Annotated in this window: 17 protein-coding genes and 2 pseudogenes; 9 read left to right on the top strand and 10 right to left on the bottom strand. The window is 46.1% G+C overall.

From position 1 onward, the window contains the following. Nucleotides 1-120 precede the first annotated feature (120 nt). On the bottom strand, nt 121-1,986 hold the full coding sequence (ilvD, locus tag D0T92_RS10355; protein WP_151052615.1) for a dihydroxy-acid dehydratase: 1,866 nt from the start codon (nt 1,984-1,986) through the stop codon (nt 121-123). A gap of 250 nt (nt 1,987-2,236) precedes the next feature. On the opposite strand from ilvD, the gene D0T92_RS10350 reads away from it, so the two are divergent. The 9 genes from D0T92_RS10350 (at nt 2,237) to D0T92_RS10310 (ending at nt 8,468) form a co-directional block, all read left to right on the top strand. After that, entirely contained in the window at nt 2,237-2,515 is a 279-nt protein-coding gene (locus D0T92_RS10350; protein ID WP_151052613.1) for a hypothetical protein, read from the top strand. Nucleotides 2,516-2,684: 169 nt separating this feature from the next. Then, nucleotides 2,685-2,948, top strand: coding sequence for a DUF4212 domain-containing protein (locus D0T92_RS10345; protein WP_151052611.1), 264 nt, complete (start codon nt 2,685-2,687; stop codon nt 2,946-2,948). Nucleotides 2,949-2,951: 3 nt separating this feature from the next. Continuing rightward, nucleotides 2,952-4,721 (top strand): sodium:solute symporter family protein, encoded by a 1,770-nt coding sequence (locus D0T92_RS10340; protein ID WP_151052609.1) that lies wholly within the window; start codon nt 2,952-2,954, stop codon nt 4,719-4,721. Between the two features lie 142 nt (nt 4,722-4,863). Then, on the top strand, nt 4,864-5,355 hold the full coding sequence (locus D0T92_RS10335; RefSeq protein ID WP_151052607.1) for a hypothetical protein: 492 nt from the start codon (nt 4,864-4,866) through the stop codon (nt 5,353-5,355). A 116-nt stretch (nt 5,356-5,471) separates the two neighbouring features. Beyond that, nucleotides 5,472-6,497, top strand: a complete 1,026-nt coding sequence (lpxK, locus tag D0T92_RS10330) for a tetraacyldisaccharide 4'-kinase (protein WP_151052605.1) — start codon at nt 5,472-5,474, stop codon at nt 6,495-6,497. 2 nt (nt 6,498-6,499) lie between these two features. Then, on the top strand, nt 6,500-7,051 hold the full coding sequence (locus D0T92_RS10325; RefSeq protein WP_151052603.1) for a DUF2059 domain-containing protein: 552 nt from the start codon (nt 6,500-6,502) through the stop codon (nt 7,049-7,051). A gap of 5 nt (nt 7,052-7,056) precedes the next feature. Beyond that, nucleotides 7,057-7,239 carry a Trm112 family protein gene (locus tag D0T92_RS10320; protein WP_151052601.1) on the top strand — a complete coding sequence of 61 codons (183 nt, stop codon included), beginning with the start codon at nt 7,057-7,059 and terminating at the stop codon, nt 7,237-7,239. Next, on the top strand, nt 7,236-8,009 hold the full coding sequence (kdsB, locus tag D0T92_RS10315; RefSeq protein WP_151052599.1) for a 3-deoxy-manno-octulosonate cytidylyltransferase: 774 nt from the start codon (nt 7,236-7,238) through the stop codon (nt 8,007-8,009). Before D0T92_RS10320 ends, kdsB begins: the two co-directional genes overlap by 4 nt. Nucleotides 8,010-8,147: 138 nt before the next feature. Beyond that, on the top strand, nt 8,148-8,468 hold the full coding sequence (locus D0T92_RS10310; protein ID WP_151052597.1) for a rhodanese-like domain-containing protein: 321 nt from the start codon (nt 8,148-8,150) through the stop codon (nt 8,466-8,468). Nucleotides 8,469-8,507: 39 nt separating this feature from the next. Here D0T92_RS10310 and D0T92_RS10305 read toward each other — a convergent pair whose 3' ends face one another. From D0T92_RS10305 to D0T92_RS10270, 9 genes and pseudogenes are all read right to left on the bottom strand, one after another. Next, complete coding sequence (locus D0T92_RS10305; RefSeq protein ID WP_151052595.1) at nt 8,508-8,690, bottom strand: zf-HC2 domain-containing protein; 183 nt, start codon at nt 8,688-8,690, stop codon at nt 8,508-8,510. A gap of 46 nt (nt 8,691-8,736) precedes the next feature. Next, nucleotides 8,737-9,312, bottom strand: coding sequence for a sigma-70 family RNA polymerase sigma factor (locus D0T92_RS10300; RefSeq protein WP_151052593.1), 576 nt, complete (start codon nt 9,310-9,312; stop codon nt 8,737-8,739). A 73-nt stretch (nt 9,313-9,385) separates the two neighbouring features. Continuing rightward, nucleotides 9,386-10,144 carry an HvfC family RiPP maturation protein gene (locus D0T92_RS10295; RefSeq protein ID WP_151052591.1) on the bottom strand — a complete coding sequence of 253 codons (759 nt, stop codon included), beginning with the start codon at nt 10,142-10,144 and terminating at the stop codon, nt 9,386-9,388. Continuing rightward, complete coding sequence (locus D0T92_RS10290) at nt 10,131-10,982, bottom strand: HvfB family MNIO-type RiPP peptide maturase (protein ID WP_151052590.1); 852 nt, start codon at nt 10,980-10,982, stop codon at nt 10,131-10,133. Before D0T92_RS10290 ends, D0T92_RS10295 begins: the two co-directional genes overlap by 14 nt. 159 nt (nt 10,983-11,141) lie before the next feature. Next, nucleotides 11,142-11,204, bottom strand: a pseudogene (locus tag D0T92_RS11890) (HvfA family oxazolone/thioamide-modified RiPP metallophore); the annotation flags it as partial. Between the two features lie 6 nt (nt 11,205-11,210). After that, nucleotides 11,211-11,492, bottom strand: a pseudogene (locus tag D0T92_RS10285) (HvfA family oxazolone/thioamide-modified RiPP metallophore); the annotation flags it as partial. Nucleotides 11,493-11,579: 87 nt separating this feature from the next. Next, complete coding sequence (locus D0T92_RS10280) at nt 11,580-11,987, bottom strand: HvfA family oxazolone/thioamide-modified RiPP metallophore (RefSeq protein WP_151052586.1); 408 nt, start codon at nt 11,985-11,987, stop codon at nt 11,580-11,582. 75 nt (nt 11,988-12,062) lie between these two features. Further along, the gene (locus D0T92_RS10275; RefSeq protein WP_151052584.1) at nt 12,063-12,533 is read right to left on the bottom strand and encodes an HvfX family Cu-binding RiPP maturation protein; all 471 of its coding nucleotides are present in this window, start codon (nt 12,531-12,533) and stop codon (nt 12,063-12,065) included. A gap of 246 nt (nt 12,534-12,779) precedes the next feature. Continuing rightward, nucleotides 12,780-14,204 carry an efflux transporter outer membrane subunit gene (locus tag D0T92_RS10270; RefSeq protein ID WP_151052582.1) on the bottom strand — a complete coding sequence of 475 codons (1,425 nt, stop codon included), beginning with the start codon at nt 14,202-14,204 and terminating at the stop codon, nt 12,780-12,782. Nucleotides 14,205-14,206: the final 2 nt, after the last annotated feature.

Here is a 14,206-nt window from a genome sequence, read left to right as displayed (position 1 = left end):
TGCTGTTTGTATCCAAGTTTTTATTGTTAATAGATAGGCCGTCTGAAAATATCTTAATCCTAAAGATTTAAATCAACAGGGGCGGGTATAAGCTGCCCCTGTTGTCGGTTTAATATTAGGTTAGGACTGACGCTCTACCTGGGATACATCGCGTACGGCACCGGTGTCGGCGGAGGTGGTCATGGCGGCATAAGCGCGTAATGCTTTAGAAACCACACGTTCGCGGCTTTCCGGTTTCCATGCTTTGGCACCGCGGCTGTTCATTTCGTCACGGCGTTGCGCCAGTTCTTCATCGCTCACGGCCAAACGGATGCTGCGGTTTGGAATGTCGATTTCAATGGTATCGCCCTCGTGTACCAAACCGATGGCGCCGCCTTCGGCTGCTTCGGGAGAAACGTGGCCGATACTCAAGCCGGAAGTGCCGCCGGAGAAGCGTCCGTCTGTTAAGAGGGCGCAGGCTTTGCCTAAACCTTTGGATTTCAAATAAGAAGTGGGGTACAGCATTTCCTGCATACCCGGTCCGCCTTTGGGGCCTTCATAGCGGATAATCACAATATCACCAGCCACGATTTGATTATCTAAAATACCTGCAACGGCGCTGTCTTGGCTTTCAAACACACGGGCGCGGCCGCTAAAGGTAAGAATGCTGTCGTCCACGCCGGCGGTTTTTACCACGCAGCCGCGCTCGGCAATATTACCGAACAATATTGCCAAGCCGCCGTCTCGCGAATAAGCATGGGCTTTGTCGCGGATACAGCCGTTTTCACGGTCTAAATCCAGGCTCGGCCATTGGCGGTTTTGTGAGAATGCTTCGGTGGTACGGATACCGCCCGGTGCGGCTTTATAGCGTTCTCTTGCTTTTTCGTTGGCCTCGTTCATCACGTCCCATTTATTCAGGGCGTCGGCCAGTGTTTTTTCGTGAACGGTGGAAACATCGGTGTTCAGGCAGCCGGCACGGTTTAATTCGGCCAGAATGCCCATCACACCGCCGGCACGATGAACGTCTTCCATGTGGTATTTTTGCGTTGCCGGTGCTACTTTGCACAAACAGGGTACATGGCGGCTGATACGGTCGATATCGGCCATTTTAAAATCCACTTCGGCTTCACTGGCAGCGGCAAGCAGATGCAATACGGTATTGGTTGAACCGCCCATGGCGACATCAAGGCTCATAGCATTTTCAAAAGCAGCTTTGGTGGCAATGCTGCGCGGTAATACCGAAGCATCGTCTTGTTCGTAGTAGCGTTTGGTAATCTCAACAATCAGGCGGCCTGCTTCTAAAAACAGCTCTTTGCGGCCGGCATGGGTAGCCAGTAGCGAACCATTACCCGGCAGCGATAAGCCGAGGGCTTCGGTGAGACAGTTCATTGAGTTAGCGGTAAACATGCCGGAACAAGAGCCACAGGTAGGGCAGGCGGAGCGCTCGACAGCAGCAACCGCTTCGTCGGAAACCTGATCATTGGCGGCATCTACCATCGCATCCACCAAGTCTAATTTACGTTCGTCGGTAATATTGGCCACGCCGATGACTTTACCGGCTTCCATCGGGCCGCCCGAAACGAATACGGTCGGGATATTCAAGCGCATGGCAGCCATCAGCATGCCCGGTGTAATTTTGTCGCAGTTGGAAATACACACCAACGCATCGGCACAGTGGGCATTCACCATATATTCCACTGAGTCGGCAATCAGATCACGGCTGGGCAGGCTGTACAACATGCCGCTGTGCCCCATGGCAATGCCGTCGTCTACGGCAATGGTATTGAATTCTTTCGCTAAACCGCCGGCTTTTTCGATTTCGCGGGCAACCAATTGTCCCATATTGTGTAGATGAACATGGCCGGGGACGAATTGGGTGAATGAGTTGGCAATGGCAATAATCGGTTTGCCGAAGTCTTCGTCGGATACGCCGGTGGCACGCCATAAAGCGCGTGCGCCGGCCATATTACGGCCGTGGGTAGAGGTTTTGGAGCGGTAGGCAGGCATGGTGTGTTTCCTTTAGTGAATATTTTTGTTTGTTAAGATAAATGTGCCGAAGACATTTATTTTTCAGTATAAGGCCGTCTGAAATTATGTTCAGACGGCCTTATAAAATATTATTGAACCGAATATGTGGCTGCTTATACTTAATAATTATGTTGAAAATTATATCGGTTAGGCAGTAGTTCCGGCTTGGGCCATCATAAAAATTTCTTTATTTTATACCAATTACAGTCAAACAAAGAAGCACAACATTATGTTGCGAAAGTTGAAAGGTAAATATAAATCAGATAGGGGTAGATGGATTGTATATCTTTCGTTTGCGCTTCTAGAGAAATTGAATCTTTTGAAACCAGTAAATGGTCTAATACCAAATAGGGTGGTGCCATTCAAAGATTTGTTGGCGGCAATAATTTTTTTTTATGGGCAAGGGTGCCAAATTAAGGCATTATTTTTTAATAAGTTAATAGATTTAAATATTTTTTATATTTTTAATCAAATAATTATTTATTTTTTAATGGTGATTGTAAAGTAATGTGTTGCAATAGATTTCATCTATGCTATTCTGAATGTAGTGACACGTAGTTAATATATATTGTGCGGGTTGCTTGAAGATAGCCGATTTTATCGTGAGATAATGACTTAATTTAATATAAAATTTTATTTGAATAAAAATATTTCAGCTAACAAAGGAGGAAGCAATCATGTCTGCTGATAAACATAACGCGGCTGGTTATTGGAAAGCCAATGTACGGCTTATTCTAACCTGCCTGGTTGTTTGGGCGCTATGCTCTTATGGCTTCGCCATTTGGTTTAGGCCGTTGCTTGCCGGTATCAAGGTAGGCGGTGCCGATTTGGGATTCTGGTTCGGACAACAAGGATCGATTTTGACATTCATCGCTATTATTTTTTTCTACTCTTGGCGGATGAATAAGCTGGATGAGCAATTCGGTGTAGATGAGGAGTAAAGCATGAGCCAATTTGTAATTAACTTGATTTTCGTAGGGGCATCATTTGCGCTTTACTTCGGTATCGCCATTTGGGCGCGTGCCGGCTCTACCAAAGAGTTTTATGTTGCCGGCGGCGGTGTGCATCCGGTATTGAACGGTATGGCAACCGGTGCCGACTGGATGAGTGCGGCATCATTTATTTCCATGGCCGGCTTGCTGGCGATGAACGGGTATGGCGCTTCCGCCTATCTGATGGGCTGGACGGGCGGTTATGTATTGCTGGCGTTGTTGCTGGCACCTTATCTGCGTAAGTTCGGTAAGTTTACCGTTCCCGATTTTATCGGCGATCGTTTTTACAGCCGTACTGCACGCTTAGTGGCTGTAGCCTGTTTGATTATTGCTTCAACCACTTATGTTATCGGTCAGATGACAGGTGCGGGCGTGGCGTTTTCCCGCTTCTTGGAAGTAAGTAATACGACGGGTCTGCTGATTGCTGCTGTCGTAGTGCTTTTCTATGCCGTTTTGGGCGGTATGAAAGGGATTACCTATACGCAGGTGGCGCAATATGTGGTGTTGATTATTGCCTATACCATTCCGGCCGTATTCATTTCTTTCAATATCACCGGCAACCCGTTGCCCGCATTGGGTTTGTTTAGCACGGATACCGCTTCCGGCCTGCCGTTGCTGCAAAAACTGGATATGTTGGTAACGGATTTGGGCTTTAATGCTTATACCGCCGATGTGCCGAATAAATTGAATATGTTCTTGTTTACGCTGTCGCTGATGATTGGTACGGCCGGTTTGCCGCACGTGATTATCCGCTTCTTCACCGTGCCTAAAGTATCCGATGCACGTTCTTCTGCAGGTTGGGCATTGGTGTTTATCGCGCTGCTGTATACAACGGCACCCGCAGTAGGCTCTATGGCTCGTATGAACTTGGTTGATACGATTTATCCGAATGGTTCGCAATCCGAAGCCTTGAGCTATGAAGCGCGTCCGCAATGGATGAAAACTTGGGAAAATACAGGATTGCTGAAGTTCGAAGATAAAAACGACGACGGCAGAATCCAATACTATAATGATAAATCCGATACTTTCGAAGCTACTGCTACCGAACGAGGATGGAAAGGCAACGAATTAACGGTTAACAATGATATTCTGGTATTGGCGAACCCTGAAATTGCCAATCTGCCAAGCTGGGTTATCGGTTTGATTGCCGCAGGTGGTTTGGCTGCCGCATTGTCTACCGCAGCCGGTTTGCTGTTAGCCATTTCTTCAGCCGTATCGCACGACTTGATTAAGAAAACATTGAAACCCGATATTTCTGAAAAAGGCGAATTAATGGCTGCCCGTATTTCCATGACGGTTGCTATTGTTGTGGCGACTTGGTTGGGTATTAATCCGCCGGGCTTTGCAGCGCAAGTGGTTGCTTTGGCCTTCGGTATTGCCGCCGCTTCTATTTTCCCGGCTTTGATGATGGGTATCTTCTCAAAACGGATTAATAGTACGGGTGCTATTGCAGGTATGTTGGCCGGTTTGATTTCCACTTGTGTGTATATTTTCCTATACATGGGTTGGTTCTTTATCCCTGGTACCAATACCTTTGAAAATGTAGAAGCCAACTGGTTGCTCGGTATTTCGCCATTATCATTCGGTGCGGTGGGTGCAATCATTAACTTTGTCGTAGCGTTTATTGTTTCAAGCTCAGGCAAAGCACCACCTCAAGACGTACAAGATTTGGTAGAAAGCGTGCGTTATCCGCGCGGTGCCGGTCAGGCAGTAGACCACTAAATCTTTCACCTATCGGGCTTCCTTCGGGAAGCCCGAAATTTTGCAGCAGTTGGATTGTAATTAGATATGAATCATGCCTTTTATCGGGTATTTCGTATAATATTTAGGTTGTGCATGGATACAACCGTAGTAAGGAAATTTGATGATTTGGGAATGGATTGCCACAATTTTTGCAGGGCTGGGTGCCGCCGGTATTATGCTCGGCCTGCGTTTTGTTTTTAAAAAAATGCCGAAATGGCTGATACCTGCCGGTGCCGGTGCGGGTATGTTGTTTTTTCAAATATACAGTGAATACACTTGGTACGGGCATACCCGTTCGTTACTGCCGCAAGAAACGGTTGTGATTGCCGAGATTGCCAACACCGCGCCTTATAAACCGTGGACGTATGTGCAGCCGCAAATATTGAAGTTTGTTGCCGTTGATACGGCAAAAACCTTATCGTTTGATAATGTGGTTCAGGCCAATTTATATTTTTTCGAACGCCGCATGAGCGCTCGTACATGGCCGGTTTTAATCGATTGTGAAACACGTTTGCAAGCCAATATTAAAGGTACATCAAACAATGCCCCCGTTGCGGATAAGTGGTATGCCGGCGATTATACGGGGAAAATAGCCGATGCCGTTTGCCGATAGGGTAGAATGAAGAATATGAAACCATGCCCGCCAATCAACCATATTGGCGGGTGTTTTATGTTAAAGTCGGTATCGTTTTAAGTGGTAAGAATAGAATCAACACAAAGGCCGTCTGAATGCCGAAACTCCATCAAATTATCGAACAGCACTGGCAGCGCCCCAATCTGATACTGGGTATATTGCTGTGGCCGTTGTCGCGTTTGTTTCAGGTAGTGGCGGCTGTCCGCCGCAAGTTGTATATGAGTGGCCGTCTGAAAAGTGAACAACTACCGGTGCCGGTGGTGGTGGTCGGGAATATTCATGTCGGCGGGGCGGGGAAAACGCCGGTAGTAGCGGCATTGGTTCGCGGTTTGCAGGCAGACGGGATTCAGGTAGGGATTGTTAGTCGCGGTTACGGGCGTTCGGGAAATAGCGTGCATGTTTTACACCCGCAGAGCCGGTCGGATGAGGCGGGCGATGAACCGTTGATGCTTTATCGCCAAACCGGGGCGCCGACGGCGGTCGGCAGTAGTCGCGTAGGGGCAGGAAAGGCTTTGTTGGCAGCATATCCTGATATCGAATTAATCATTGCCGATGACGGTTTGCAGCATTATGCCTTACGGCGCGATATGGAAATTGTGGTTTTTCCGGCTGCCGATTCGGGGCGAAAGCATTTGGATTTATTGCCAAACGGTGGGTTGAGAGAACCAATGTCGCGCTTGCGGACGGTAGATGCGGTGGTGGTAAGCGGCAGTCGTGGCTATGCTGAGGATTATCGGCATTTGCATACGCATATTTACTCAAGCCGTTTGGAAATTAAACCAATTTATCGCATCGGGAAACCGGATGAATATTTGGATATAGGCCGTCTGAAACAGTTGAAAGTGGTTGCCGTAGCCGGAATTGCCAAGCCGGAGCGTTTTTTTGATACTTTGCGCAGTATGGGCATTGCTTTGGCCGAAACGCGGGCATTGCCGGATCATGCGGCTTTGCGTGTTGCCGACTTGCCTGTTGCCGATGTGGTGGTGATTACCGAGAAAGATGCCGTAAAACTTTCAGACGGCCTGCCGCAAAATGTGTGGGTGCTGCCGGTTTGTGCGATAATCGAACCCGATTTGGCGGCATTTGTTGCCCGTCGTTTGAATATGTTTCGGGGAAAATAATCATGAAAAAATTACATTGTCTCGCAGCTATCATATTAGGTATGGCGGTTGCGACTGTTCAGGCCGCACCGGCCAGCCGGGATTCGGTAGAAAAATTGTTGCAAATACAAAACTTTGATAGGGCGTTGGATGATCAGCTAAAAACCTTGCCTACAACGGTTAGAAACGAGTTGCGTTATGCGCCGCTTAAGGAAATACCTGCCGACAAACAGGCGCAGGTGGATGCGGTTTTAGACCGATATGTGGATGAGTTGGTGGCCTATACCGATAATCCGACAGTCCGCGCCGCAACACACTATCTTTCCGTACAAAATGTGCAACGTATTTATACGCAGGAAGAAGTGGACGCGTTGATTCAATTTTATAATACGCCGGTGGGGAAAAGAATTGTCGAAAAAATGCCACGCTATATAACGGCCACGATGGTGGTATCGATGAATATGGTCAAAGACCGAATGATAGACTTCCAACGGCAAAGAAGGCGCGCCTTTGAAGGTGAATTGCGTCAGATTCTTTGTGACGGTGATAATGATTGCCAGCTTAGTAGAAAGTAAAAACCATGGATAAAAAATTTTTAGATATTCTTGTGTGCCCCGTTAGTAAAGGAAAACTGGAATATCACCAAGACAAACAAGAGTTATGGTGCCGCCAAAGCAAATTGGCCTATCCGATTAAAGACGGCATTCCCTATATGTTGGAATCCGAAGCGCGTACATTAAGCGAAGAAGAGTTGCACGCATGAGTCAGTTTACCGTATTGATTCCCGCCCGTTTGTCTTCATCACGTTTGCCGTCTAAAGCGCTTGCCGATATACATGGTAAGCCGATGGTGGTACGGGTGGCGGAGCAGGCTGCCAAGAGTCGGGCGGAACGTATTATTGTGGCAACCGATCATCCCGATATTCAGACGGCCTGCCGTGATTTCGGCATTGAAACCGTAATGACGGCGGATACGCATGAAAGCGGCACAACCCGCCTGGCTGAAGCCGTGGATATTTTGGGTTTGGCGGAAGATGCCGTTATCGTGAACGTTCAGGGCGACGAACCTTTGATTGACCCGGAATTGATTAACCGTACGGCTGCGCTGTTGGTGAAAAACCAAGTGCCGATGGCCACTGCGGCACACCCGATTGACGACTGGGATGAATTTCTGAATCCTAATTGCGTTAAAGTGGTGTTGAATCGGGAAAGCAATGCCTTGTATTTCAGCCGTGCGCCGATTCCTTATCCGCGTGATGCGATGGCTGCGGATAAAGCCGGAAAACTGCCGGAAAGTCTGCATCCTTTACGCCATATCGGTTTATATGCTTATCGTGCCGGTTTCTTGCGGCAATATGCCGAAATGGGCGTTTCCCCGCAAGAAACCGCCGAGTCGTTGGAACAACTCCGTGTGTTATGGCATGGTTTCCCCATCGCGGTAGAAATCACGTCAACCGCACCGGCTGCCGGTGTGGATACGCCGGAAGATTTGGCACGGGTGCGGGCGGTATTTGAAAAGATGGCCGGAAAGTAAGTGTGTTTTGATTTTAAGGCCGTCTGAAAACTGAAATATTGGTTGTTTCAGGCGGTTCAGGCTATTGATACCGCTATTATGAAGTTTTAGCAATTTTTATTTGCACGGGTTTCAATGCCGTGCTTCAGAAAGAGAAAAATGATTCCACAATTAACGCCGCTTGAATTGCAGCAATGGTTGGCCGAAGGTAAACCGCTGACCCTGTTGGATGTGCGTACGGATGAAGAAGTGGCGATATGCACATTACCGGGATATGTGCATATTCCGATGAATATGATTCCGATTCGGCACAACGAACTGCCTGACGATGCCCCGATTGTGGTGTATTGTCATCACGGTATCCGCAGCTTGAATACTGCTATGTATTTGGCAGAAGCAGGATTTGAATCGCTTTATAACCTTCAGGGTGGCATAGATGCTTGGTCGTTACAGGTTGATAGTAGTGTGCCGCGTTATTAAATATTGTTTATCTTGATATTCAAATGATATGGCAAGGCATTATCGTTTGATATTGTCTTGCCATCTCTGCATATTTTTCCGTATAAATATGAGTTGTTTACGGTAGCGCCGGCAGTGCGGGCATAATAGTAGATGTACAAGTAACGATATGTTTTCGGTGAAGTCTAATTTTCTGTCCTGTCGCTCGGAGAGCAAGACACAGGCTTCTTTGCATTTTAACATTTCTCTATTTTCCTTTGTGATGTATCCGTTTTATGGTGTATCCGTTTTAGTCGTTTAAATCAAACCAGCGGTGTTGCAAACATTTTCTTAAACCGTTTCGGGCACGGTGTAATATCACATAGCAATTTTCTTTAGTGATATTAAAATTGTTGCATATTTCTTCTACTTCCATGCCCATAATTTCGCGCAAGTAAAAAATTTGTGCAGTATCTTCAGGCAAACCTTGTAAGCAGTTTTCTAGAGTACGGAAAAATGCTTGCCGGTGTGAAAATTCTTCAGGCGTTTCTCCCCAATGATTCGGACTAGCCGAACTCAACCAATGATCGCTTTCATCGAAACATTGGTTATATTGAGCATCAATAGCGGCATTTTCTTCCTGAAGCTCTTCAAGGCTGGAAATATTTTTTCTGCTGCGAAAATAATCAGTGATTTTATTTTTTAATATGGTTATTATCCACGTTTTCAAGACAGCATCACCGCGGAATTGCTGGAATTTATCAATAGCGGTGGCTAAAGTGTCTTGAACCATATCTTCGGCAAGAGTGTCGTCCCTGAGTTGTATTTTGGCAAAGCGTAAAATATCCGGTCTGAGAGCGATTAGCATCTTTTTAAAGTTTTCCATTGTGCGAATCGTTCTTTGTAATAGAAATAATAGAACGGGATATTTTAAAATATTAATTCAAAAAATGCAGCTTTTATATTGTATTTTTATTGCTTGATTCAGGAAATAATACACCTGCCTTTATCCAACCATCTATATTTTCACGCAACCATATTTCAATATCTTGGCTTTGCCCTCCGGTCATTTCTTGCAAACTTTGCAAAATGTGTTCAAACGTGTCTTGCTGTTGGCTGAAATGTTCCAATAAAAATAGATCTGTACCGCTTATTGTCCGGTAATAAACCTCATTGTCTCGATTGCGCCAAGTCAGTACGGTGCTGGGGATCGGTTCGATAGAAGCTAAATGGCTATCGACAAAATTATAATCATAGTGGGTTAATTTTGCCGCCGGTTGCCATGTTAATGTGGTGTTATCATCCCAATGGCCGTCTGAAAGCGGTTGGATAGCGGTTTCGGCATGGAGTAGGGCGGTTTCGAAATCCATCATGGCCAATATGCCGTCCGGTAATTTCTCTTCTGACTCGCGGCTGCGGGCATAGTTCAAAAATTGTGCCGGAATATCATTGAAAAACGGCGACTCAGGACGTGCTTCGATTAGAAAACAATTCTGTAGGTGTTGCCATAATTCACGATCGGCCAGCTCACTACTGTCGCTGAAGCATAAATCCAAAAAGCTACGCAGATTGTTGCGAACGAGGCGGGTATATACAGCTAGGCGATCAGGCTCTATACCTTCGGGCGCAGGTTTGGACGGGTCGCGCACGTGATCGGCCAGCATAGCTTGAAAATCGGCACTACTGGTTTTTTCAGGCGTGGTTTTATGCGGCTGCATGGCGTTGTTCCTCTGCTTGTTGTTGAATAGCGGCAATACGGGCAACTTCGGCTTCGAGTTCTTCAAAGGGTGGGAGGTTACTATCACGTTCTAGCAGGGTTGGTACATTGTGTGGCAGTTTGGTGCAGGTATAGGCGAATAAATCCCATACATCGGCGCAAACGGGTTGCCCATGAGTGTCGATTAATAGATTGGCATGCTCTTCATCATGGCCGGCCATGTGAATATAGTTAACGCGGTCAATATCTATGCGGTCGATATAATCTTGTGGCTGCACAATGCCATGGTTAATAGCGTTGACATAAACATTATTAACATCTAAATGGATGGCGCAATCCGCTTCGCGTGCAACGGCATTGAGAAAATCGACCTCATCCATTTCTGCTATCGGGCTGTGGGCATAATAAGATGTATTTTCAATGGCAATACGTTGTTCTAAAATATCTTGTACGGTACGGATACGTGCAGCAGTATGCTGAACGGATTCTTCAGTAAACGGCAGCGGGAGCAGGTCGTAAACATGGCCGTGATGGCTGCAATAGCTTAAATGTTCTGAAAAAAAACGGATATGGTATTGCTGCATAAAGGCTTTAATTTGCTTTAAAAAATCAATTTGCAACGGATCTTGTCCGCCTAGCGAAAGGGATAAGCCGTGGCAGGCGATTGGGAAACGTTCAGCGACGGCATCAAATTTTAAGCGTGCTGCCCCACCCATTCTCAGCCAGTTTTCAGGTGCGATTTCGATAAATTTAATTACACCGGTTTCAGGCGTACGCGCCATAAAATCTTCGGCCATGCTGCGTTTATAGCCTAAGCCGGCACCATATAAAGTCTTCATGATAGTTTTCCTTTTAAGAGAGATAGCTCTGTATCAACCTGCTTAGTTGTTTAAACATACTGATAGAGAACAACCTTAGTTGTATGAGAGGCCGTCTGAAAGGATTCAGACAGCCTTTCTCAAAGGTATTTGAAAATGTTGGCTATTTTATTTTACGGATTAGCCGCCGCATTTGCCTTCGCCACATTTGCCTTCACCGGCTTTGGTGGCTTTCTTTTTGTGTGCATCTGCACCACATTTACCTTCACCGCATTTGCCTTCGGCAGATTTTTGGTGTTTTTGGTTATGAGCACCGCATTTACCTTCGCCGCATTTACCTTCGGCAGATTTTTGGTGTTTTTGGTTATGAGCACCACATTTACCTTCGCCACAAGTGCCTTCTTTGGCTTTTTTAGCTGCTGCTGTTTTCACTGTTTTGGCTGCTGCAGGTTTATTGTCTGCAAAGGCAGATTGGCCGCCTAAAACAGCTAAAGCACCGGCTAATGCGATTAAAGATGATGTTTTTTTCATAAGTAGCTCCTTAAAGTTTTAAGTTTGTTGAGGGTTCTGTTTGTTAGGCCGTCTGAAAATAGTCTGATGATTCAGACGGCCAAGATATTATTTACTGCCACATTTGCCTTCGCCGCATTTACCTTCGGCAGATTTACCGGCAGCTTGAGAAGCGGCACCACATTTGCCTTCGCCACATTTACCTTCGGCAGATTTATCGGCAGCTTGAGAAGCGGCACCACATTTGCCTTCGCCACATTTACCTTCGGCAGATTTACCGGCAGCTTGAGAAGCGGCACCACATTTGCCTTCGCCGCATTTACCTTCGGCAGACTTACCGGCAGCTTGAGAAGCAGCACCACATTTTCCCTCACCGCATTTACCTTCTTCTGCTTTAGATGTTGATGAGCTGGCAGCGGAAGTGGCTTGTACGGGTTCACTATTGCTTTGTCCTTGGCAACCTGCTAATGCCAATAAACCCGCTAAAGCGATAAGGGAAGAAGATGTTTTGGTCATTTAAATACTCCAGATAGTGTTAAAAATTAGTGTTAAAAAAGTAATTGTTTATATACATGCCGTTATATTGATAATTCAGACGGCTTGTTCTGAAAGACGATTGTTTTTCTTGCCGAACAAAACATAATCGAGTGAAAAACGTCCTACGCCTTGTAATACCAGTGGTAATAGTGCAACCAAATAAATTAATGCCATTTTGTATCCGTTGTTGCAGACGTTATAGCCGTTGCCGCCATGTACTGCATACCAAGCAACGCCGGTAATCACCATTAAAATCAGTGCGCCCCAACGACCGAACAAACCGACAATCAATAAAGCGGGGATAATCAGCTCTGCACCCATTGCTACTGTCCAGTTGAAGTCGGCAGAAAACAGATTGAGTGGGAAAGGGAATGAGTCTTGAATATCGGCAAACCAGTTTTGACCACCCCATTTTTCCAAACCGGATTCTAAAAATTCATAAGCTAGGAAAAAGCGTAAACCTAATAGAGCAATGTCTTTGCCCCATGTTTCTGAGAATCGGGCCAGATTGTTAGCTTTGTTCATAAATTATTCCTGAGAAATTAAACTTGTACTGAGTAGACGGCAGGGGTGGCGATTTCTTACGGATTTTTTTAATATATAATTAATTATTTTTTAAATTATTGATTTATTTGTTTATTTTTTATGAAAATAAATAGTATGAAATATAGGATGAATAAAAAAATGATGGGTAGATATGCGTGGTAGTAAATAAAAGACCGCCTGAATTATTTTCAGACGGCCTTTTATTTAAGGTTAAATATTGAGTCTTTAAGAAGGATCTTCGGTATAACGTTTCAAACCGCCACCTAATGCTTTATATAAATCTGCCAGATTTTCCAAGCGGGTCAGTTCTATATTTAAGAGTGCGGTATCTGCGCCATAGCTGCTACGCTCGGCATCCAACAGATCCAGCGCACTGGATACGCCGTGTTGATAGCGCAGGCGTACCAATCTTAAAGAATCAGCGAATGATTGCTTTTGTCTCATCGTCGCATCATAACGTTTGTCCAACTGCTCACGGGCAACCAGTGCGTCGGAGACATCTCTGAAAGCATTCTGAACAGCCGCTTCATAACGAACAACTTGGATTTGTTTGCGGATATTGGCTAAATCCAGATTGGCACGGTTTTGTCCCCAGTTAAAAATGGGTAGATTGATGGTGGGAATAAATGCCCAAGTACGGTTTCTACCTTCGAATAAGCCGCTTAACTCGGTTGAGCCGGTACCGATGGTGCCGGTTAGGCTGATACTGGGAAAGAATGCAGCACGTGCTGCACCAATATTGGCATTGGCACCGCGTAATTCATATTCAGCAGCACGGATATCAGGGCGGTTGAGCAAAACCTCGGATGATAAGCCGGCAGGTAACTTGCTGATTTTAAACTGTTCGGATAGCGATAAACCTTGCGGCAAATCGTTGGGAAGTGGTTGGTTAATCAACATAGATAAAGCATTTTGTGCTTGCTCTCTGCCTTGTACCGCAGCGGCATAATCGGCATTGGCTGCTTCAATTAAGGCTTCCTGTTGGCGTAGATCAAGTGCGGAAACCACACCGGCTCTATGTTTTAATTGGGTCAGTTCATAGGTTCTTTGACGAGTTTCCAGCACGTTTTGAGCCAGTACCATGGCTTCTTCTGCATGCAGTTGGTTGAAGTAGGCTTTGGCTACTGTAGCGATCAGTGTCAGATGTGCGGCATCACGGGCAGCGGCACTGCTGAAATAAGTTTGTTTGGCTGCTTCGGCTTGGCTGCGTACTTTACCAAATAAGTCAAGCTCATAAGCGGTAATGCCTAAGCCGACATTATAAGATGATGAAACCATAGCGTTGCCACCGCTTAGATCTGCCGCCCTGCGTCCGCGTTGGCCGTTGCCGCTGGCGTTGATGCCGGGTAATAAGTCGGCACGGGAAATCATATATTGACGGCGTACGGCTTCGGAATTTAATGCCGCTTCCTGTAAGTCGGTATTATTGTTTAAAGCCAATTCGATTAAACGGTGCAAACGGGGGTCGGCAAAGTAATCCTGCCAACCCAACGAGGCCGCCTGAATACCGGTTTCGGGCTGGGTGTCATGCTTGAATGTTTCCGGTATGTTGACTTGCGGCTGCTCGTATGTCGGAATCATAGTACAGGCTGAAAGTGCTGTTATAAGCGTTAAAGCATTCAAAGCAGGTTTGAAAGAGAATACATTCATGT

It is taken from the genome of Neisseria zalophi (assembly GCF_008807015.1).
Classification (GTDB): Bacteria; Pseudomonadota; Gammaproteobacteria; order Burkholderiales; family Neisseriaceae; genus Neisseria; species Neisseria zalophi.
Note: the sequence above shows the minus strand (reverse complement) of the source record. Positions and strands in the feature narration are given on the sequence as shown.